The organism is Pseudanabaena sp. PCC 7367, assembly GCF_000317065.1.
Lineage (GTDB): Bacteria > Cyanobacteriota > Cyanobacteriia > Pseudanabaenales > Pseudanabaenaceae > Thalassoporum > Thalassoporum mexicanum.
This window is the reverse complement of sequence record NC_019690.1, coordinates 112,065-130,734: the sequence shown is the minus strand read 5'-3', so window position 1 is coordinate 130,734 and position 18,670 is coordinate 112,065. Positions and strand designations below refer to the sequence as shown.

Here is an 18,670-nt window from a genome sequence, read left to right as displayed (position 1 = left end):
GGTGATTCAAATAATTGCTAACTGAAAAAGAGTTTTAGGTACTCAGGTTTGTCATTGCGCATCAGGTATCTAGCCAGGAAGTCCCGTCGGGCATAGCGCTCCAGATAAAAGCAGGTCACCATCCCCAATATATTTGCGCCAATCAAGAAGAAGTTATTGTTAATCAACATTGTCAATGACTCACCGGTGACGTATAACTGCTGGTAAAACACCGCTGTGAACTCATAGCCCACTAAGGTCAACCAGGCCACGATCGTGGCATAGACGAACCTTAAGCGCATCAAGGTAAAGGTGCCCATTGAAACCATCATTACGCCGGAATAGTAGGTATCAAATCCCAACTCATCTTCACCGGCCAGCGCAATCATCACCACAATGCCCAATCCCGCAAACAACATCATGATGCTCAACATCAGCTGCATAAACTGACTAAAAAACACTGGGAAAAAACTGGCTATGAATACTACCACGGCCATTGGGCAGACAACGGCATAGCGGATTAACCAGCTATAGGCAGTGGCAGCGGGAATACAAAAGATGTCCAGAATGCCAAAACCGCCATATACCAGAATGGCGATCACCAGCACTACTCTGATATGCTTGATTGAATTTTGTGCATAATCAGCGATAAATGCTGTTTCCAAGTGGGCACATGATTCAGGGAAATTCGGCGTAATGATTTGCCATAGCTGACTGGTGCGGTATTGCAACAGGGGTGCTACTTCTCTGGCCGTGAATAAAAACAACTCTATGCCGGTGCAGCCGTTGGCAATCTCATATTCCCGCGCTAGCTCTATATCCTCTCGCCACTCTTCACATATCAAAGGCGATAGCCAGAATGGTAGTTTGGCCGATAATTTGGCTCTGGGCGTAATTGACGTTTTACGTTGGGACTTAAGATCTTGTTCCATTGACCTAGCCCCTCGTATCAACCTTTACAGTGGAGGCAACCTCGATCGTCTCACCATGGCCATCCTCAGATGAATCATCGCCTTCAGCCACCGCCCGCCACTCAAAAAGCGCATCCAGGTAGATCCGCATTTCTGTGAGCGCTTTTTCGCCTTTGGGAGTGAGGTGATAATACCTGCGCCTTGGCCCCTCTTCTTCATTGCCCCAGCATGATTGTATTAATCCCTTTTTCTCCATCCGGTGCAGGCTGGGATATAGGGTGCCAAACCCGATATGGCGCTTGTCTTGACTAGCCACAGCAACTGCTTCAGCGATCTGAAAGCCATAAATCTGGCGATTATTTGCCAGGGTGGACAGGATTTCCTGTTCGATTACGGACAGGACAAAGTCTGATGTGTTACGGGCCATTTATTCTATGGGATAAAGAGCATCTTGTTTGCAAGCCACTTGAGTAAAACAAGCACTTTACAAATAAGATATATTGGCTATCATATTACTTATATCTACTCAGATTCGTCAAGTGGCATTCCATAATTTCTTTCGACTGAAAGCCAGGCAGGAATAGGGATTGCTCTAGTTTGTCTTGCCTGCTTGTAATTTATTCTTATTCAAATCTATATGTCAGATTTACACTTTTTCGGTGGCGAAAAGGGTGGTGTTGGCAAGAGCTTTTGTGCTCGCACTGCGCTGCAATATCACCTGGACAATCAAATATCCTGTGCGGTATTCGATACGGATCGCTCTAATCCAGATCTAATGCGCATCTATGGTGATGCTGTTTGCCGCATCGCTATTTTCTCTGAGGGTGACAGGTATGAAGACACGGCCAATGATATCTACAACACTGCCGCTGAACAGCGGGTCTTGGTGAACCTGCCAGCTCAGGTGTTTATTCCAGTTAAAGAGTGGTTTGAGAAAAATGAGCTGCTGGCGATCGCGCCAGAAACTGGGGTTAATTTCTATCTCTGGTTTGTCACTGATGGTGGCTATGACAGCCTGAAGTTATTTCGGCAATCCCTTGATTATTTCAAAGGCGGCGTACGCCATATCCTGGTGAAGAACTGGGGTAAGTGTGAGGACTGGGAACCAGTCGATAAGGATAAGTCTTTACGTGGTTTGATGAATCGCTACCGGGCCAAGGTGATTGACTTTCCTAAGTTTGTTGGCACCGCCGATCGCAATAAAATCGATGAGCTTAGTCTTACTTTCAGCCAGGCGCGTGAGTATGAGGAGTTTGGCCCGATCTCTCGGCAGCGGGTGAAAAGCTTTTTGAGGAAAGCCTATGAGTCGTTTGCCAAAGCAGAGGTGTTCTAATGACCATGACTAATGGCAGTGATCCAAATACTCAATGGTTGGATCAGGCGCTGGCTGGACAGGAGGCTGAAGTCAAAGCCCGGGTGCTGGAGATTATTCTTAAATACAAGATTGATCCAGAGAATGAATTCTTCGTCATTTTTGTAGCCTTAGGGCAATTACAAGTCCTGGTGGAGGATAGCCCCCAGGAATGGCAACATCTGTTTCAATCATTTCAACAGGAGCTAGAGCAATGGACGCAAACAAACCTAAGCACTCTGGAAGTGCAATCTCAGGAAGCGGAAACAGTGACGGTACTGGCGCACAACACCAAAAAGCTGAGCGGCTTAATGAAAAGACTCGTCAACACCTGCTTAACGCTGACCAAGAGATTGCAGGCATCGAACGAGACACTGCAGAAATCGATCGCAATCTTAGACAGCTTGAATCAGAGCTTGCAATTACAAGGCAACAGGAGCAAAACCGCACCGCCCAGCGATCAGCAGAAGTTAATCACAAACCTAAGCAACACCCTAAATACTCTCGCGCACACTCGCCAGAATACGACAATGATCGGGAGCGTTAGCTCATGGCTTTTGGTTATCAATATCATGACGTTGATCGGGGTTGGTTATATTGCCCATCATCAAATGCGCCTCACGATTCTCCAAAGTGAATTTGGACAAGCATTAGAAAATAAGCGCTAGATTATAAGTGGTATCTATTATATATTGAATATTATTTATTAACTAGCAGGTATTAGCATGAGTACAAATAAAAGCTATACCCTGGGTGAGCATTATGAGCAATTCATTGCTAGCCAATTAACCAATGGCCGCTTTAATAATGCCAGTGAGGTGGTCAGAGCTGGGTTGCGGATGCTGGAGGATTATGAATCTAAAATGCAGCAGGTACGTGCGCTCATTGATGAGGGTGACGCGGCAATTGCGGCGGGCGATATGCAAGCCTATGGCTCTCCTGATCAGTTAACTGATGCCATTATCAAGAGGGGCAAGAAGCAATTAAATCTAAACGTCTAATCATTTCCGCCCCTGCCCAGGATGATCTGGTAAATATCTACACTTATATCGCTCAAGACAACCCTGTTGCTGCTCAACAATTCATTAGTGACCTGTCACGAAAGATGTATGAATTGGCAGAGTTGGGTATTTCTGGTGTATCGAGGGAATGGATACGGCCTGGACTAAGAGCTTTTCCATATTGCCAGCGCTGCATTTATTTTCGCTCTTACCCAGATCGCTTGGTAGTGGTGCGTGTTCTTCACGGTAGCCAGGATATTGAGCAACAGGAATTTTTAGATAATTAGGGATGAACCTATCGTCCGCGTCCACGTGATTGGACAATGATAGGCTTTTTCTTTCTTTTCCTTTGTACCGCCATCACCTGAGCTGCCTGTTCCTTAGATTTCTGCTTGATTGACTTTTGGGTGAGAGGTTTACGCGGCACCGAGCCAGCTTTGCGGCGCTGACTCATACTCCGAAGTGGTTTGTGAGAGCGAACTTGTTTAGGAGTACGTGGCGTGGCAATTCCTAATTTATGCAAGCGCCTCTCTGAGGTTAAACCAGCTTCACGCTTGAGCCGGTAGAAATCATACATCTTGCTGATGAATCTACGGTTTTTAAGCGCCGGTGCAATGTACTTACGAATATAATCAACCCTCTGCCCGCGAGTACACTTGGCGCAAACTGGGCTATGTTTAGCGATCGCGTTGGCGACTTGCTTTTTGGTAAAGCCTGCCGCGACTAACTTCCGGGCAATATCTCTATCAGCCTTAATTCCACCCTTTAACGATAGATGCCGCAATGTCCGATTGGGGAAAGCCTTCCTGGCCAACTCCTTCTTGTATTCAAGCGAGGCAGTGGTATGGGCAGATGGTTTCGTAAAGAGTGCTTTACGTGCAACCAATAATTTTCGATACCGTGCCCGAATCAGAGCCTGATTAGGTGTAAGTAGCCGCTTGGGAGCTTTTCCTCTGGCTGGTTTGGGTTTTGCCTTAGCTGCTGCTTTCTTTTTGACATACTGAAGCTGAGCTGCCTGCTTAGCAACCTTACCTGCTCTTTGCTTCACCCGTTGATCCGCCCGATGCTGGATTGAGCTGATCCCCATCACATGCTGAGAATTTCTCAGGATTTGACGGGTGCGAGCGGCTTGACGATGGATCTCAGAGTGAGAACTAGCCATCTACCTATTACGCGAAACATCCTGCTTAGATTCTACACTGTGCACTTTTTCGGTAACCCGTTGCACAAGGCGACGGATGTAGGATTTTCTACCTTCAGGAGCCTGATTCATCAGTTCAGGGCTAGCTCTAGCTATGGCATTGCGAATTGATTCCTTGCTGTAACCGCGCTGCGCCAGTTTTTGAGCAATCAGCCGATCTGCACTATGGTAAATACCTTGTCCCTTGCGCTTAATCATCTGGCCTAGTTCGACAAAATACTGCTTGTAGGCGGGTAATTTACGATCAGGTGTAGCTTTGGCTTGGGTAGCTAATTCAAGGCGGCGATCACGTTCTTGAGTGGCTTGATTGCCAGAGTAAGAAAGCATCACTTGCTGAGTTATCTTCTGGAGGTCTGACTTCTGGCGCTGGTTGCTGGATTTTAGCTGGTTTGGTTGGCTCTGGGGTGTTTGGTCGGTAGGGACGGGGTGTGAAGTTGACTTGGGCTCTACGGAAGGCTTTGAGGAAAGTTTCTGCCTGGGCTCTGCAGCTGTTGTGGTATTGGGGATAACTCGCTTTACGAGCGCATTTACGGGCTTGGCTCCTGCGGGCCTTGCTTTGGATTGGCTCTGGTTGTGCGTCTCTGCGGACGTTACGGCGCTTAATATATCGGTTGACTTTTGGGCCCCGAGCTGGGGCTTGGTTCGTTCCAAGTCCTTATCCGCTTTAGCATTAGATTCACTTAAACTACCAATTTCCATAGCCGACGAAGTATTCGCCTGAGTCAACTCCCGCAGCTCAGCATCCAATTTCCTTTTTTCCTCAGCAACTTGCTTGATCTGCCCATTGAGCTGATCAAGCTGTTGATTAGCTGCCTCAATTTCCCGGTAGCGATCGCCCCACTCAGTTTTGACACCCATCTTTTCCAGCTTGCAAACCTTGGGGCCTAGGTGAACCTGCGGAATCCGATCCATCCCCCGTTCCTTCAAACTGCGGTGATCTACCTTGATCTCATGTCCAGCTGCTTCCATCGCCTGATTAATATGAGCGCACCACGATTCACGGAGTTTATAGATAAGGCCTGTTTGATCCCATGCCTTGGGCTTAGTTTTAAACTTGCCATTTTCCAGTTGACGTACAGAGAGCAAGATATGGGCATGGGGATTATGGGACTCTAAATCGTGATAGAAGACTTCCGCGATCCTACCTGCTGGCACATGGGCATCCCTGACAAAATCTCTGACTAATTGTCGATTTTGTTCTGGGGTCAGCTCTATTGGTAGAGCAACCAGATTTTCAGTCGCTACCAGTGCATTAGAGCGTGTTTCAGATTTTTCTACTTGGTTCCATAGTGATTTAGTCTCATGGGCCCAATCTGGAGCATAATCCGGTGCCAAAATATCTGAGCCATAAACCCCACTTTTGCGCGAGTAATCATGGTTAATACCAGTGTTTGAATCCTGGATAAACGTACCAGCACGATAAGCAGCACAGGCGACGGCATTACGGCCTTTCCCACGTGACATGCGCTTAAATTCAAAGTGGTAAATTGCCATGGCTGCACTCTTCGGGGTTTTAGGGGCTTGCCCCTAACGCACTTGAATCGAGGAGTTTGTCAAAACTCCTATTGTGCGCACTTCGCCTTTCCACGGCTCAGTGCCTGGTCTATTTTGTTTGCCGCTAGTTTACCATTTTTAGTTGCAGGCGATCATTTTTTGCTTGCTCTGATGCATAATATTTTTATGATCTCTTGAAAAGAGGATTCGATATGTCTAAACGGATCGAGGCCAAGAAAAAGCGGATACAGGAACTGGAAGCCAGAGAAGCTCAGCTGAAACGGCGAAAGGCTTTACTTAAGGCTGAAGTGAGAAGCGATCGGCGGAAAAAGGATAATCATTTCAAAATCCTGCTCGGGGCTGCAATGTTAGAGCATCTGCATCGGGGTGACTGGTCAAGCCAGGATTTACTCAAGTTTGTAAATGGCCACCTCACAGACAAGCATTATGGTGAGGTAGTAGATTATTTGCCTGAGTATATCGAAGCGAGGGATTTACGGGCACAACTAGAGCGGGAGATTAATCAGGTTGCTGCAGAAGGTACTGATAATACCGAGGTAGCGGAGCAGGCGGAGCCAATCAAGGTTAAATCTACTGCTGCTAAGCCAAAATCAAAGGCATCCAAAGCCAAGGCCAAAACAAAGGCTGAAACGGATGCGGCAAAACCTTTGCCGCAATCTACTACCCAGGAAGCGATGATCGGGCAGTTTAATTTATAGTTGCCGTTTTGCCGCTTTTTCTGACTTTCTGGGCTAGATTGAGGCTTCTGCCTGGGTAATGCCACCATATCGCTTTACATCGATCTCAGCGGCGCGTTTTTGGGCCTGGGCTAGGTCGTAGTACATTTGCATTTTCAGCAGGTGTTCTAGGTCTGGGCCAAAGGCTTTGGAAATGCGGATCGCCATATCCAGCGATAAGGATGCACGGCCATTGATAAAGGCTGACAGGGCTGGCCTACCGATACCGAGGATTTTGGCGGCATCGGTGATATTTAATTCCATTGGGTCAAGACATAGCTCTTTCACAACGCTGCCTGGATGGGGTGGGTTTTTCATCATGATTATTTAACTCCTTCAGTGATAATCAACCAGATCAACGTCATAGACATCGCCTTCGTCGTAGCGGAAAATAATTCGCCAGTTGCCACTTACACTTGCACTCCAGTATCCTTTCAGGTCACCTTTCAAAGGATGCACTCTAGCACCAGGAAATAAATTCAGTTGTTCAGGGCTTGTAGCAGTCTCTAGAGCAAACAAGATCGCTTTAATACGTTTGATTTTGTCTGCTGGTAGGCCTTTGGTCTCATCCCGCTCAAATAGCCGTTTTAAACCAGTATGTTTTATAGTGCGAATCATTTAGTGTGTCTCGTCGCGCTACAGGCAACAATTGACAGTAGCACGAATGTTTTGGTGGAGGCAAGTAAAAAATGAGCTGGTGTAGTGATGCGATCGCTGATCATACCTTGCCGCGTTTTTTTGATGTTGATTTCCCGCGACGGCCATTATTTTTTATTTCCTGGGCGTAAGCATCCAGAGAGTTATCGTCCAGTTCATCGTATTCGCCGCGTTCAAGTTGCTCAATTCCAAGTAGGGTATCTTGGTGTAGTTTTTCTAGTTTGGCCTGGTGTCGTAGTTCTGCCTCGGTCCATACTTCCGCCAGGGTGCTTTCACTAATGCCACTGGCTTCGGCTTTATCCAGTAGCTGACGTAGTTTTGATTCTGCTTTCTTGCTGGACTGGTCGCGGCGGATCAGGTCACGGAAATATTCGCTGTCATTACTGTAGTCACCTTGGGCGATCTGCGCTTTGACCCATTCGTCTTGTTGCTGGGTGAGGGTGATTGTCTTGCGGGTAGTTGCCATTTTTATCCTTCAGGTGTGTATGGATAATCATACTATTGGTGCACTATAGCGTCACTTATAGATGAATAAGTGCATTTTCTTTCTTAATCAATTTTTTTATTAATCAAACTTGTTGTGGTTGTCCACACCTGTGGTGTGGCAATCTACAGGTTATTTTTATATACAGGTATTAATATATAGGGTGTGTGCTGGAGGTGTTGATACGTCTGGTGTTGTGGCCAGGATGCGCCACCATTTCAGCTTGCCGACCGCCACCATTTCAGCGTCGGTAAATGGCAATTTCTATTGTTTTCAGTGGGTTATAAGTGCCCCCATTTCGGCGTGGATAAGGGTGGGATTTGGGGCTGTTTTCCACAGCTATGTTTTGAATATTGTCTTAAGTGGTTATTTTTTAACTAAATTAAGCACAAGCTTTAGTTAACCGGATTGTGGAAATGCTGTGGGTATTTATTTACCTGGAGTATTTAGTAGTGATCAGGTTTAAAAACGATCCCTGGCTAAGCATTTGTATTGATTAGGCTTTTTTGAAGGCGCCACCATTTCAGCGTAGGTGCGTTGATTACAGTGCATCAAAACAAAAAATAAAAGAGGTGGCAAGCAGCCGGTGGCTGCCTGCCGAGTTGATTTAAAGTTCTTTTGATTTTGGCTTGCGCATGGTCAAGCGGCCATCCAGAGGCAGTGAATTCAAGATGATGTTGAATCCGTTACCATCTTTGTGCTGCCATGCTGCACCAATGTCGTTCCAGATATCATCTTTCTTGCCATCTCTGTCTAAGACCTGGTAGACGATGAAGTCTGGTTTGTTTTTAGTTTCTTGCTCACTCATGGTGTTTCTCCTTTGTTCTAGGCGGCGGTGATTCGCTGCCTTTCTGAGGACATGTTTAAGGGATGTTTGGGAGATTTTGGCAATAGGTTTTTTGATTTGCGCGAGGAATGCCGCAGGCAGGGGAAAAAACCTGTTGCTGGAATTGAATAATCCCTTATGGCTCTCAAAAAAAGGCAGGCGATTCCCGTTGTTGTAGCAATCTGGGGAAATACCTCTGGGTGATGGGTAACCCACAATCTGCCTGATCATCCCCTACTACCTGGCTATAGATAAATTGGCTGGATGTTACTTATCTGGATTTGACGGCGGTTTGGCTTGGCTTGATCACAAGGCCTTTACTAACGTTTTTCTCGATCAGCTCTTCAGTTCTCAGGGCTGGATAGACCAGCTGTACTTTGCGTAATGCCTCACGCGCTTTTTCTTTAAATCGCCTTGGTCTAGTATAGTCACCACCGAGCTGCTTGCTCAGGGCAGTCCAACTGATGAATTGTTCCTGGCCGCGTCTGGTAATGGTAAAGGTGCGATAGGTTGACCAGGCATATAAATCCAGAGCCAGGGAGGAGTTTTTCAGTACTCTAAGGGCTCTTAGGTCTACCGGTACGGGTGAGGCTTTGATTGTTTGATAGAAGCTTTCGCCCAGTTCAATCCAGCTATTAAACAATCCAGGTTGCTGAGGTTTACTCAAATCCCACCATAGTTCACCTTTTTCAGCGATCGAGATATCGGCCCAGGATTCGCCTTTGGCGTTGCCTTGTTGCTCATGGCGGTTAAAGATGATCCTGGCTTTGAATAGCCGTTCCATCTGGTTTTCTAGGCGTTTGCGATCGCTACGAATGCCACCATTTTGGTGGTTGAGGCCAAGAGCTCGCATGAATTCAGAGACGCTGTTACCGATCTCTAGGCGGCGTTCTTTTTTCCTCAATGCTTCGGTGGTGATCCAGAACAGTAGTAGTCTGGGGATGGTGCCGTAGGGGTAGCCAATGGGTTTATTGTTCTCATAGTCCCAGCCTGATCTAATACCCATGCTCAGGTTACCGTTTCTGCGTTGCCATACTGGTACATCACCTGGATCATCATGGGGCAGTGTAACCTGCACCAGTTGTCTGGCTAGAAATGCTTTTTCGTTGGCTGGGGTGTCTGGCTCATCGCAGATTAGTTTGTTTGCATCGAGGAGTTTTTGTTGCTGGCGGCTAACCATTGGTACATTCCTATTCTGATCGTGAGCTTTATGGCTCCCATATCATTGGTATTGATTCAAGTTTTTTGTTGGTAATCATCACAGAGCACGAGTAAAGGTCAAGCCCTACGGGTGTGCTACGCACAACCTTGACACGCGCTCTCTGACGATTATTGGCTACCCATGGTCAAAACAGATTTCTGTTTTGACCTCTATCAAAACGAATTAAGACTTAAAGGATGGCATTAACATGCCAAAAAGACATTGTAAAGATTCTTTATTGATACCTTTTAAATATCTAAGTGATATCATTGCAACATTGTTTAGATGCTCTATTATTTGTCTCATGCCTTGTTTGCTACTGTCTTAGTTTTAATAAATAAAATTGGTCGCTAGAGGCAATTAATTAATGTTGATCTGAGATGGTATTTTTGTCTTGGCCAAAGAGGCTATTTGACATTATTGGTCACAACAACAAAATATAAGGCTTATTGATTGCTTTTCGACATTACTTTGATGTATATATGATTTCTCAGTAATTGCAATTTGATATCATTAAGAGGTCAAAATGATTCTAGTTTGTGGTGGGACTAAAGGTGGTGTAGGGAAATCAACGATCGCTATATCTTTGACAATACTGAGGGCTGCACAGGGTAAAGATGTCTTATTAGTGGATGCTGATGATCAGGGAACAGCATCGGACTTTACTGCTGTTCGCAATGAAACCTTATCTGATAGTAGTGGTGCTGGTTATACATCTATCAAACTACACGGTGCAGCCGTTAGAACAGAAGTTCAACGACTTGCCCAAAAATATGACGATATTATGATTGATGTTGGTGGGCGGGATACAACTGGACAAAGAGCTGCGCTTAGTATCGCTGATATTGTTGTAATTCCATTTCTTCCAGCTAGTTTTGATATTTGGGCATTGGAAATAATGTCTGGCTTACTTGAGGAGGCACATGCTTTTAATGACAGGTTAAAAGCGATCGCCATACTAAACCGTGCAGATCCACAGGGTAAAGATAACCAGGAAGCTGCTGCTGTTGCCAAAGAATTAAAATCGCTGACTTATCTTGATGCCCCACTAGGAAATCGAAAGGCTTTCCGAAATGCTGCATCTCAAGGCTTAAGTGTTACTGAATTAAGACCCAAAGATGCTAAGGCAATTAAAGAAATTACAAATCTATATGAGAAAATTTTTTCGATAGCTAATTAATATTGTTTTAGACTTAAAAAGATGTTAAAACGATATAGCTTTTAACCCTTTTTGATATCATTTTGGTATCTTTTGGATGTTTTGAAAAATGACAATTAAACGTAAGCCCAAAGATGTAAATGAGTTTATTAGAGAGGGAGGTGATGTTCCTGCTCAAAGCTCTAGCAAAGAAAAAAAATCTACTACTGAAACAGCTATAAAGTTACGATTGGGAAAAGATTTGTTAGATGAATTGGATGAGCATCTTGCAAGTAAGAGAGTTCCCCCTAGTCGAAACAAGTGGATCTTGCAAGCGATCGTTGAACGGCTAGATCGAGATAAATCATAAAGTGAAGCTTATATGGCCGGAGTTATGCTCCGGCCAAGAGCCCTAATACTCACTGGGCAGCATCAGGACGTTATTGCAGAGATAGAACTTGATCTCAGATAAGCAGAAATCACTATATTCAATCTCTTGAGACAGGATCGGCTGATCGGTGTCCTGCAGACATGTCAACACTGCAGATTTGTCTTCAGCAACTTTAAGCTCCCAAATCTGGAATTCTTGCAAGGCTTGATTGCTCTTGACTTTGGGATTGATCTGGTGACTGAAAACGGCCTCCACAAGCCAATATGCACCTGCCGCTTCGGCCAAATACTGCACACCTTCAGTGTAGTAAAGGCCTTTGAATAGTGGGTGGCGATAGATTGTCTCGCTGCCACAGAAATGACCAAGAGTTGATAGGATTTCTTGACGCTTTGGATTATCAGACATGAGGGGTTCTCCTTTAGTTGTTTTTCATTACACGCAAGGAGAAAGCCGACAGGTAAAAAACAGATGTCATACCCCCAACACGTTTATGCGGGCAGCGGGGTTGACATCTGTTTGCTGTCGGCTACATGGGTGTAGGTATGAAAAGCAAAAGGAGAAACCCAGACTGATAAGCAGCTGGCGTTAAAGCCTATGCAGCTCCAGTCACGTTGTGAATGGCAGGCGTACATGCCAGTAATCACTTGAAATATCGGTTACTACTTGAGTAAGCAGGGCACTTGGTAGGGGCTGAGGCTGGTGTGTGGGCATTGAGTCTGTAATTGACGATCGCAAAGGAGTCAAAGCAAAGCCTGTATGATTACAGAGCTTATGGAGTCTGGAATGACAAAGCTTTTTCCAGGGCTTTGAGCTGTGCTGTGTGCTTGCGAGGATTTTGTGCTCTAAGTTTCTGGATATTGGATAGCTTCCACCTCACTGCTGGTAATTCCTGCAATCGTGCCAGTGGAAACAATGTCCAGTCTGGCTCTGCATTGGTGAAGCTGAGTAGTAAGTTTTGGTAATTGTCAGTTATACCTATACGGATATCCTGAGCTAACTTTTCCCTCGTAGCTTCAAAATCGGCGTAGGTAAAAGGACGATCAGTCATACCGGTAAACTGGTTATTGAATATAGTTTGCTGATCTTTGAGATTGGGTGCCAGTATTTCATGGATCGGCCTGGGATGACTGAGTAGTGACACAATCAAGCCCTGCCTGATTTCTTCTGATAGACCATCTTGCTGATAGAGTTGATGGATATCAAAAATATCACGCGGATGCTGCCGGTCTAGACCGGCACATATCTTACCGCCATAAAGCTCTGCTTGCGAAACGACTTGCATCGCCGCGAATTTGCCAAACTGCTCCTGAGCAGCATCACTTAATTGCAGTAATCTTGGTGGCCAGAGATGACCACGGATGACAGTGTTTATCTCCACCTTTACGGAAGCATGACTTAATTGGCAGACCATTTTTGCTTCTTGGCCATCACTGGCCAATTTCCTGATCTGGATACCTGGAATAGAGCTGGTTAATCGTTGCTGAATCCGGTTCAAGACAGCAGTAATATTTGCCAGGGCACTCCCGCGATCATCAAATGGCAGATAGGTGAGATCAATGTCTACTGACAAGCGAGGCATATCTCGCTCAAACAGGTTGATTGCTGTGCCACCTTTAAGAGCCAGCGTATCTTCCTGATGGATATGCGGTAAGATTTGCAGCATCAGATCGACCTGATTATGATATTGTTTCGATATCATAATGCTGCCAACTCTTTGGGAATGCTGATCCGGTGTTCAGCTATATAAACACCGCCTTTGGTAATACTGCGATCACCTGTGCCAAGATTCAACTTTTCTCGATCGAGAAAATTAGCCCACTGGTGTCCTGCTTTCTCTGCCATGTAGAAAAACAATCGCTTCACCCTGATCGATGAGCATGATTCCAGTAATTGCTGTAGTAGCTTGGGACGCAGATTGAATAGTCCTTCCATTACCTGGTAGCACTCCAGTAAATCAAGCTGCCTGGGTGCCAAATATAGGCATTCCAGGATCGCCCGCTCTGCGGTGGAAATGTCAATAGAAAAGGTCTTTTCTTCATGATTGATCATGCCAAGTTCTGCGGGTAGAAAAGACGTTTTGATATATTGCAGTTCAACCTGCCAGTCATGGCTTCTAAACCAGGCAGGCAGGATAGTTTTGGGTGGTGCAAATAAAAAGATCCGTTCTGAGCCTAAACGCAGATAGTGAGACATGTCTTGCATTGCAAGTGCGGTAATTGCTCCGGCATGAATCGGTAAGTTGGCTTGCGTTTGTAGGGCATATAATCCACCTTGCCAGGTCACTTCATCACCAGGGCGCACAAATGCACCAGTGCCAATGGAGGAGAGCCAGCCACTGCGCCGGTAGCGTTTCTGTAGATCGTAGGATATGCCCAGCTCTTCCAGCCATGAGGCAAGACATACTGTTCCAGGTTTATACTGATCCAAGAGTTTCTTTATTTTCTGCTCAGTTATGGTACTCATAGTACCAATATTATGACTTTTTTAATCACTATAGGGTCTAATTCCCCGCCGCTTGCGGCGTAATATACTTTTGTGAGCCAGTACATTCATAAAAGTCATAATGTAAGCGTCTTGTTATATCACTTAGTATTTCCAGCTAAGTATAGAAGGGCAGTGTTTAGCCCGGAAGTAGACCAGGTTTTAAAAGAGGTTTGCCTGGAGATAGAAAAGCGATATCAAATCAATTTTCTAGAGATAGGAACAGATGGCGATCACGTGCATCTGCTGGTGCAATCAGTGCCGACATACAGTGTTACCAAAATTGTGAGAGTGATCAAGAGTATAAGTGCTAGAGAAATATTTAGTAGATGTCCAGAAGTGAAGCGTCAGTTATGGGGCGGTGAATTTTGGAGTGATGGATATTTTGCCAGTACGGTAGGCAAACATGGCGATGAGAATATGATTACAAATTATGTTAAAGAGCAAGGTAAAGGGTATCAAAAGTTGCATGAGAACAGACAACTAGAGATATTCCCAATACAATAAATTGAATACCCCGCTGCTTGCGGCGGGGTTTTTTATTGAGATGCAAGCAATACTTTTTGAAAAGTATGGTGCTGATCTATTTACAACAAAGATTGATTAGCTGTGGTGGAGAAAATAGGGGAAAGCAATAGACCTTTTTGAGATCTATTGCCAATGAAGTGCTTCGCCCTGTTAATGACTCCAGAAAATATGAATTTCGTCATAAGCGGTGGCGATCGTGTAAATATCACCACTCAATTCCATATCGCGCCCCATGCGCTCATAGTCAATATAGTAAGCTATGTTATCGGGAATCTGGTCTATGCTATCAGTTAGCTCTTCTGCATAATCTGCAAGTGATTTATAGCAACCGACATAATTATCTTCTATGGCTTGTCTAGCTTCTTCAATGCTACCGCCAAAGTGGCAGAGTAATGCACCGGCAAGGTCGGGATACTCTGCTATAAAACAAGCAATTTCATGTGCTGTTTTTATACCTGTATATTCTGACAGTTCGTAACCGTTAAAGCCTTCATAGTCATGTATGGCATATTCTTCTGCACAATCTTCAGGGCTATTGCTCAGCATTATGTTTATTTGCTCTTGGATTTCGTCCAAGTCAAGACAGGCATTAATCCAGACACCATATAGCTTGCCATTGTTGTACGCGGCCAGATCTGCAACATAGATTTTGATTTCTTCACACATAGTCTTCTCTCCTAAGTTCGTTTTGAGGTTCTTAACAAGCACCTTTTGGGGTGCGCTGCTTCTGAACCTCTGGCGACTAGGCCGACTAGGCGGGGGGTGAAAGAATCAAGTAAAATTGCGGAGGGTCTATTCGCAGAATGGAAACCGTCATTTTGCTTGATTCTGAGGGGATGCAATGCCCCTCTAAACGTCTAAACAATCGCATAATCTGGATTAGAGACTCCTTAAAGTAAGATTTCTAACCGTTCGAGAGCTTTCCTCTAGTAAGATATAGCTATGACTATTGATGCAATTGCTTTGAGGTGAATTATGGCTGCTCAAGACCTGCTCAAGCCACCAATTCAGATTCCACCGCTAGAGAGTGGCGATCGGCTTTCTCGTGACGTATTTGAACGCCGGTATATGGCAATGCCTCACATACATAAGGCTGAATTGATTGAAGGAACCGTCTATATAGCTTCACCGAATAGACTCAGAGGGCATGGTCATCCACATGCCATAATCATGGGTTGGCTTGGTTTCTATGAAATTTATACGCCAGGGGTATTGGGAGCAAACAATACTACGGTGTGCTTAGATCTCTGTAATGTGCTGCAGCCAGATGGATTGCTGTTGTTTGAACAGAATGGTCAGTCAGCGATCAGTGAGAATGATTATGTTGAAGGGGCTTCAGAATTAATTGTCGAAGTTGCTGCTAGTAGTGCTTCGATCGATTTACATGGCAAGTTAGAAGCTTATCGCCGTAATCAAGTGCAAGAGTATTTAGTTTGGCAGGTCTATACCAATACCTTTGATTGGTTTTACCTGATAGATAGCAAGTATGAGCAGATGCCAGCTAACCCAGAGGGGATTATCTGCTCTGAGGTATTTCCTGGTCTATGGTTGGATAAACATGCTCTGTTGAGTGGGAATATGGCCAAAGTGTTAGAGGTATTACAGCAAGGAATAGCTACTCCTGAACATCAAGCCTTTGTGGAGCAACTGGCCAGAGCCAATAATTAACTTGTTGATCTAATGTTCGTTATCGTTTTAGGCTTGTGCTGAGCTAGCAGTTTCTTTATTTTCTGCTTACTTTCGGTACTAACAGTACCAATAACGTGCTTTTTTTAATGAAAAGTAACCAGTATCGTTCAAGAAAACAGAGTCAGCAAACTATGATGGCCACCTCGCATATGCCGTTTGCATTAAGTTGCTATTGGCTGTTTAGCTTGGCGATCGGAAGGCCAGTTTTTATTCTTGATAGCCTGGTGGCTTTATTCGCTGGGTTGTTGCCAGATATAGATCATCCCCGAAGTGCTTTGGGCCGCAAATTACCATTTATCAGCGTTCCGCTGTCAGCCATATTTGGGCATCGTGAGTTTACGCATAGTTTGTTGGCGGTGGCGATCGTCACTGGGGCTTTGATCTATTTTTTGAGCGATCCAAGATACAGCCAATGGTATTGGGTGATCACACCATTATGCATTGGCTATCTATCGCATATTCTGGGAGATTTATTGACACCGCCTGGTGTACCTTTGCTCTATCCCTGGAAGCGCAAATATACCTTAAATGCCTTTACGACTGGTGATATTAAAGAGAAGATCGCTGTTGGCATTTTTACTCTGGCTGTGCTTCTTTGGGGTGGTATATTTCAGCGTTTTGTCAATTTAGCTGAAGCGAGCATATCTTTTCAATTACGCTAATCAGTTGCCAGTTTTAGAAAGTCGGGAATTTGTATAACTGTATAGACTTGTTTGCTGGTTGTGGTGGTATGGCACTGGGTTTAAAGCGCTCTGGCTTTAACCATGCTTGCTTGGTTGAGCTCGATCGCCAAGCTGCCCAAACCCTCAGAGCCAATTTCGACCCAGCCACGATCGTTGAAGCCGATATCATTAAGCTGAATCGGGAAGGGTACTTTGCTCAATTCAGGGAACAGATCGATCTTCTCTCTGCTGGCCCACCATGCCAATCCTTTAGCTATGCTGGTAATCAAAGGGGGCTCGATGATCGTCGAGGGCAACTTGTCTATGAAACTCTCAACACAATTGAGCAAGTGCAACCCAAGATGGTCTTAATCGAAAATGTGAAGCACCTATCCACGATCAACAGTGGCAAGGTATTGAAGGCTATTTTAGGCAGGCTCCATTCACTCCGATATAGAACCCAATGGCAGATCTTGAATGCTAATGATTATGGTGTGGCTCAAAACCGGCAACGCTTAATCATCTTAGCTACCAGGAAGGGCTGGCGGATCAAGCTTAAGTATCCTACCAAATATGCATATAAACCAGTATTGAGGGATGCTTTGCAGGATTGCCCAACCAGTGATGGAGTGCAATACTCAAGCGAGAAGGCCAGGGTGCTCGATTTGGTGCCACCTGGTGGCTGCTGGCAAGCTTTACCTGTTGAGCTCCAGAAGCAGTATATGGGTAAGAGCTTTGATACTGAGGGTGGTAAGAGAGGTATGGCCCGGCGCTTGGCTTGGCATGAACCATCACTGACGCTGCTTTGCTCGCCTGCTCAAAAACAAACGGAGCGATGCCATCCTGATCACACCAGACCTTTGACGGTCAGGGAGTATGCCAGAATCCAGGGGTTTCCTGATAGTTTTGTTTTTACTGGTTCAACGTATTCTAGATACAGGCAGATTGGTAATGCGGTGCCAGTTGATTTAGCAGAAGCGATCGGTAAAAGCATCATCAGGGTGATCGCAGGCATAGAATGCAAATACTGCCATTCACAGCATGTACTCCATAATGGTCGTCGCCGTGGTAAGCAAAATTATCATTGTCAGGATTGCGATCGCCAATTCATCGATTCGTATTCACCCAAGGGTTATACCGAGGAAGTGAAGCAGCAATGTCTGCATCTTTATGCTAAGGGTATGGGTTTTCGAGCGATCGAACGACTTACTGGCGTGAGTCATAACAGCATCATTAACTGGGTTAAAAAGCTGGGGTAGGGGGTGCTATTTTTCTGCTTTCCATCCCGTATTTGTGCAGTGTTAGTAGGAGCAAATTTTAAAGTAGATTGCTGGCATGTTAACCATCTAACTCGACAGGAAACGGAAATGTGGGTTAGAATCCCCTCGCCCCAGCGATCGCTAAATAAGTATACAAAAGTTAAGTGGTAATGAGTCATAGCTCAATACAGCTAGATCATGTAAATACATAGAAATTAAACAGGGTAAGCCTGCTATTTCAATCAGCTTAGGGTTGTTTATACACCAAAATATTGAATGAAGCTGACTATATTTCCAGTACGATACTTGTTAGATTGATTTATATAATCTGCATATATTAGGCTAAAGCCATTTCATGCTCTGCTCTTCATTGATTCAGCAAGAGACTACTTTAATTAAATAGAACTGATAAGAATAAATTTGTAGCTAAATAATAAAACCGCAAATATTAAACACAAAAGTACACAAATACCCAAGTTAAGCTTTGATTAAAATCCATCTAATTATTACAAAATATTATAAATAGCAGTGATTTAGCAGATGATTGCCCTGCAGGTGATATTTTTCCTAAAGAGGAGTTAGGATTCTGGTTTCTGTTTAGAAGCTGAATCCTACCTACTTGATGAAGAACGAATCGAGGCTTTTGGCTCCTGTTTGGGAGTTAAGAGAGGGTCTCGGTT

At 44.8% G+C, this 18,670-nt stretch carries 24 protein-coding genes; 11 read left to right on the top strand and 13 right to left on the bottom strand.

The annotated features are described in order from the left end of the window. Positions 1–17 precede the first annotated feature (17 nt). Both PSE7367_RS18845 and PSE7367_RS18840 read right to left on the bottom strand, forming a co-directional pair. Positions 18–911, bottom strand: a complete 894-nt coding sequence (locus PSE7367_RS18845) for a hypothetical protein (protein ID WP_015146147.1) — start codon at positions 909–911, stop codon at positions 18–20. A gap of 4 nt (positions 912–915) precedes the next feature. Further along, on the bottom strand, positions 916–1,317 hold the full coding sequence (locus PSE7367_RS18840; RefSeq protein WP_015146146.1) for a PadR family transcriptional regulator: 402 nt from the start codon (positions 1,315–1,317) through the stop codon (positions 916–918). Between the two features lie 210 nt (positions 1,318–1,527). Between PSE7367_RS18840 and PSE7367_RS18835 the strand changes: the two genes are divergently transcribed. The 4 genes from PSE7367_RS18835 to PSE7367_RS21375 are packed head-to-tail and all read left to right on the top strand — an operon-like array spanning position 1,528 to position 3,529. Next, a complete protein-coding gene (locus PSE7367_RS18835; RefSeq protein WP_015146145.1) occupies positions 1,528–2,223 on the top strand; it encodes a P-loop NTPase family protein in 696 nt (231 codons plus the stop codon). Continuing rightward, positions 2,223–2,909, top strand: coding sequence for a DUF6753 family protein (locus PSE7367_RS18830; protein WP_015146144.1), 687 nt, complete (start codon positions 2,223–2,225; stop codon positions 2,907–2,909). The genes PSE7367_RS18835 and PSE7367_RS18830 overlap by 1 nt, the downstream gene beginning before the upstream one ends. A gap of 57 nt (positions 2,910–2,966) precedes the next feature. Continuing rightward, positions 2,967–3,242, top strand: a complete 276-nt coding sequence (locus PSE7367_RS18825) for a type II toxin-antitoxin system ParD family antitoxin (protein ID WP_015146143.1) — start codon at positions 2,967–2,969, stop codon at positions 3,240–3,242. Then, positions 3,224–3,529: a type II toxin-antitoxin system RelE/ParE family toxin gene (locus PSE7367_RS21375; protein WP_225882729.1), complete on the top strand. Its 306-nt coding sequence runs from the start codon at positions 3,224–3,226 to the stop codon at positions 3,527–3,529. Before PSE7367_RS18825 ends, PSE7367_RS21375 begins: the two co-directional genes overlap by 19 nt. 8 nt (positions 3,530–3,537) lie before the next feature. Here the strand turns inward: PSE7367_RS21375 and PSE7367_RS18820 are convergent, their stop codons facing one another. Both PSE7367_RS18820 and mobQ read right to left on the bottom strand, forming a co-directional pair. Continuing rightward, on the bottom strand, positions 3,538–4,404 hold the full coding sequence (locus PSE7367_RS18820) for a hypothetical protein (protein WP_015146141.1): 867 nt from the start codon (positions 4,402–4,404) through the stop codon (positions 3,538–3,540). Beyond that, entirely contained in the window at positions 4,405–5,937 is a 1,533-nt protein-coding gene (gene mobQ / locus PSE7367_RS20850; RefSeq protein WP_015146140.1) for a MobQ family relaxase, read from the bottom strand. 212 nt (positions 5,938–6,149) lie between these two features. Between mobQ and PSE7367_RS18810 the strand changes: the two genes are divergently transcribed. Further along, positions 6,150–6,656, top strand: coding sequence for a hypothetical protein (locus PSE7367_RS18810; protein WP_015146139.1), 507 nt, complete (start codon positions 6,150–6,152; stop codon positions 6,654–6,656). 33 nt (positions 6,657–6,689) lie between these two features. Here PSE7367_RS18810 and PSE7367_RS18805 read toward each other — a convergent pair whose 3' ends face one another. The 5 genes from PSE7367_RS18805 to PSE7367_RS18785 form a co-directional block, all read right to left on the bottom strand. Next, the gene (locus tag PSE7367_RS18805) at positions 6,690–6,995 is read right to left on the bottom strand and encodes a HigA family addiction module antitoxin (RefSeq protein WP_015146138.1); all 306 of its coding nucleotides are present in this window, start codon (positions 6,993–6,995) and stop codon (positions 6,690–6,692) included. 15 nt (positions 6,996–7,010) lie between these two features. Continuing rightward, positions 7,011–7,292, bottom strand: a complete 282-nt coding sequence (locus PSE7367_RS18800; protein WP_015146137.1) for a type II toxin-antitoxin system RelE/ParE family toxin — start codon at positions 7,290–7,292, stop codon at positions 7,011–7,013. 100 nt (positions 7,293–7,392) lie between these two features. Then, entirely contained in the window at positions 7,393–7,797 is a 405-nt protein-coding gene (locus PSE7367_RS23195) for a type II toxin-antitoxin system ParD family antitoxin (protein WP_015146136.1), read from the bottom strand. A gap of 625 nt (positions 7,798–8,422) precedes the next feature. Then, positions 8,423–8,623 (bottom strand): hypothetical protein, encoded by a 201-nt coding sequence (locus PSE7367_RS18790; protein WP_015146135.1) that lies wholly within the window; start codon positions 8,621–8,623, stop codon positions 8,423–8,425. Positions 8,624–8,912: 289 nt separating this feature from the next. Further along, positions 8,913–9,821, bottom strand: a complete 909-nt coding sequence (locus tag PSE7367_RS18785) for a replication protein RepA (protein WP_015146134.1) — start codon at positions 9,819–9,821, stop codon at positions 8,913–8,915. Between the two features lie 547 nt (positions 9,822–10,368). On the opposite strand from PSE7367_RS18785, the gene PSE7367_RS18780 reads away from it, so the two are divergent. Further along, positions 10,369–11,022: a nucleotide-binding protein gene (locus tag PSE7367_RS18780; protein ID WP_015146133.1), complete on the top strand. Its 654-nt coding sequence runs from the start codon at positions 10,369–10,371 to the stop codon at positions 11,020–11,022. An 88-nt stretch (positions 11,023–11,110) separates the two neighbouring features. After that, positions 11,111–11,350, top strand: a complete 240-nt coding sequence (locus PSE7367_RS18775; RefSeq protein ID WP_015146132.1) for a hypothetical protein — start codon at positions 11,111–11,113, stop codon at positions 11,348–11,350. 42 nt (positions 11,351–11,392) lie between these two features. Here PSE7367_RS18775 and PSE7367_RS18770 read toward each other — a convergent pair whose 3' ends face one another. The 3 genes from PSE7367_RS18770 to PSE7367_RS18760 form a co-directional block, all read right to left on the bottom strand. Then, a complete protein-coding gene (locus tag PSE7367_RS18770; protein WP_015146131.1) occupies positions 11,393–11,776 on the bottom strand; it encodes a DUF6876 family protein in 384 nt (127 codons plus the stop codon). A gap of 364 nt (positions 11,777–12,140) precedes the next feature. Further along, positions 12,141–13,034, bottom strand: a complete 894-nt coding sequence (locus tag PSE7367_RS18765) for a nucleotidyl transferase AbiEii/AbiGii toxin family protein (RefSeq protein WP_225882727.1) — start codon at positions 13,032–13,034, stop codon at positions 12,141–12,143. A 32-nt stretch (positions 13,035–13,066) separates the two neighbouring features. Beyond that, complete coding sequence (locus PSE7367_RS18760) at positions 13,067–13,834, bottom strand: type IV toxin-antitoxin system AbiEi family antitoxin (RefSeq protein WP_015146129.1); 768 nt, start codon at positions 13,832–13,834, stop codon at positions 13,067–13,069. A 72-nt stretch (positions 13,835–13,906) separates the two neighbouring features. Here PSE7367_RS18760 and tnpA point away from each other — a divergent pair, with 72 nt between their 5' ends. Continuing rightward, complete coding sequence (gene tnpA / locus PSE7367_RS18755) at positions 13,907–14,359, top strand: IS200/IS605 family transposase (RefSeq protein ID WP_015146128.1); 453 nt, start codon at positions 13,907–13,909, stop codon at positions 14,357–14,359. A 171-nt stretch (positions 14,360–14,530) separates the two neighbouring features. Here the strand turns inward: tnpA and PSE7367_RS18750 are convergent, their stop codons facing one another. Then, entirely contained in the window at positions 14,531–15,046 is a 516-nt protein-coding gene (locus PSE7367_RS18750; RefSeq protein ID WP_015146127.1) for an antirestriction protein ArdA, read from the bottom strand. Positions 15,047–15,355: 309 nt separating this feature from the next. On the opposite strand from PSE7367_RS18750, the gene PSE7367_RS18745 reads away from it, so the two are divergent. From PSE7367_RS18745 to dcm, 3 genes are all read left to right on the top strand, one after another. After that, positions 15,356–16,048 carry a Uma2 family endonuclease gene (locus PSE7367_RS18745; RefSeq protein ID WP_015146126.1) on the top strand — a complete coding sequence of 231 codons (693 nt, stop codon included), beginning with the start codon at positions 15,356–15,358 and terminating at the stop codon, positions 16,046–16,048. 152 nt (positions 16,049–16,200) lie between these two features. Continuing rightward, the gene (locus PSE7367_RS18740; protein ID WP_015146125.1) at positions 16,201–16,731 is read left to right on the top strand and encodes a metal-dependent hydrolase; all 531 of its coding nucleotides are present in this window, start codon (positions 16,201–16,203) and stop codon (positions 16,729–16,731) included. A 29-nt stretch (positions 16,732–16,760) separates the two neighbouring features. Next, the gene (gene dcm, locus PSE7367_RS18735) at positions 16,761–17,990 is read left to right on the top strand and encodes a DNA (cytosine-5-)-methyltransferase (protein WP_015146124.1); all 1,230 of its coding nucleotides are present in this window, start codon (positions 16,761–16,763) and stop codon (positions 17,988–17,990) included. The last annotated feature ends 680 nt before the right edge of the window (positions 17,991–18,670 follow it).

What these genes read in the sequence shown, in the direction of transcription:
- PSE7367_RS18800 (WP_015146137.1), bottom strand. Translation starts at nt 7,292, where the DNA reads ATGATTCGCACTATAAAACATACTGGTTTAAAACGGCTATTTGAGCGG.
- PSE7367_RS18780 (WP_015146133.1), top strand. Translation starts at nt 10,369, where the DNA reads ATGATTCTAGTTTGTGGTGGGACTAAAGGTGGTGTAGGGAAATCAACG.
- PSE7367_RS18740 (WP_015146125.1), top strand. Translation starts at nt 16,201, where the DNA reads ATGATGGCCACCTCGCATATGCCGTTTGCATTAAGTTGCTATTGGCTG.
- PSE7367_RS18805 (WP_015146138.1), bottom strand. Translation starts at nt 6,995, where the DNA reads ATGATGAAAAACCCACCCCATCCAGGCAGCGTTGTGAAAGAGCTATGT.
- PSE7367_RS18790 (WP_015146135.1), bottom strand. Translation starts at nt 8,623, where the DNA reads ATGAGTGAGCAAGAAACTAAAAACAAACCAGACTTCATCGTCTACCAG.
- PSE7367_RS18830 (WP_015146144.1), top strand. Translation starts at nt 2,223, where the DNA reads ATGACCATGACTAATGGCAGTGATCCAAATACTCAATGGTTGGATCAG.
- PSE7367_RS18745 (WP_015146126.1), top strand. Translation starts at nt 15,356, where the DNA reads ATGGCTGCTCAAGACCTGCTCAAGCCACCAATTCAGATTCCACCGCTA.
- PSE7367_RS18825 (WP_015146143.1), top strand. Translation starts at nt 2,967, where the DNA reads ATGAGTACAAATAAAAGCTATACCCTGGGTGAGCATTATGAGCAATTC.
- PSE7367_RS18835 (WP_015146145.1), top strand. Translation starts at nt 1,528, where the DNA reads ATGTCAGATTTACACTTTTTCGGTGGCGAAAAGGGTGGTGTTGGCAAG.
- PSE7367_RS18785 (WP_015146134.1), bottom strand. Translation starts at nt 9,821, where the DNA reads ATGGTTAGCCGCCAGCAACAAAAACTCCTCGATGCAAACAAACTAATC.
- PSE7367_RS18810 (WP_015146139.1), top strand. Translation starts at nt 6,150, where the DNA reads ATGTCTAAACGGATCGAGGCCAAGAAAAAGCGGATACAGGAACTGGAA.
- PSE7367_RS18750 (WP_015146127.1), bottom strand. Translation starts at nt 15,046, where the DNA reads ATGTGTGAAGAAATCAAAATCTATGTTGCAGATCTGGCCGCGTACAAC.
- PSE7367_RS23195 (WP_015146136.1), bottom strand. Translation starts at nt 7,797, where the DNA reads ATGGCAACTACCCGCAAGACAATCACCCTCACCCAGCAACAAGACGAA.
- PSE7367_RS18840 (WP_015146146.1), bottom strand. Translation starts at nt 1,317, where the DNA reads ATGGCCCGTAACACATCAGACTTTGTCCTGTCCGTAATCGAACAGGAA.
- PSE7367_RS18765 (WP_225882727.1), bottom strand. Translation starts at nt 13,034, where the DNA reads ATGCTGCAAATCTTACCGCATATCCATCAGGAAGATACGCTGGCTCTT.
- PSE7367_RS18820 (WP_015146141.1), bottom strand. Translation starts at nt 4,404, where the DNA reads ATGGCTAGTTCTCACTCTGAGATCCATCGTCAAGCCGCTCGCACCCGT.
- PSE7367_RS18770 (WP_015146131.1), bottom strand. Translation starts at nt 11,776, where the DNA reads ATGTCTGATAATCCAAAGCGTCAAGAAATCCTATCAACTCTTGGTCAT.
- PSE7367_RS18775 (WP_015146132.1), top strand. Translation starts at nt 11,111, where the DNA reads ATGACAATTAAACGTAAGCCCAAAGATGTAAATGAGTTTATTAGAGAG.
- PSE7367_RS18760 (WP_015146129.1), bottom strand. Translation starts at nt 13,834, where the DNA reads ATGAGTACCATAACTGAGCAGAAAATAAAGAAACTCTTGGATCAGTAT.
- mobQ (WP_015146140.1), bottom strand. Translation starts at nt 5,937, where the DNA reads ATGGCAATTTACCACTTTGAATTTAAGCGCATGTCACGTGGGAAAGGC.
- PSE7367_RS18845 (WP_015146147.1), bottom strand. Translation starts at nt 911, where the DNA reads ATGGAACAAGATCTTAAGTCCCAACGTAAAACGTCAATTACGCCCAGA.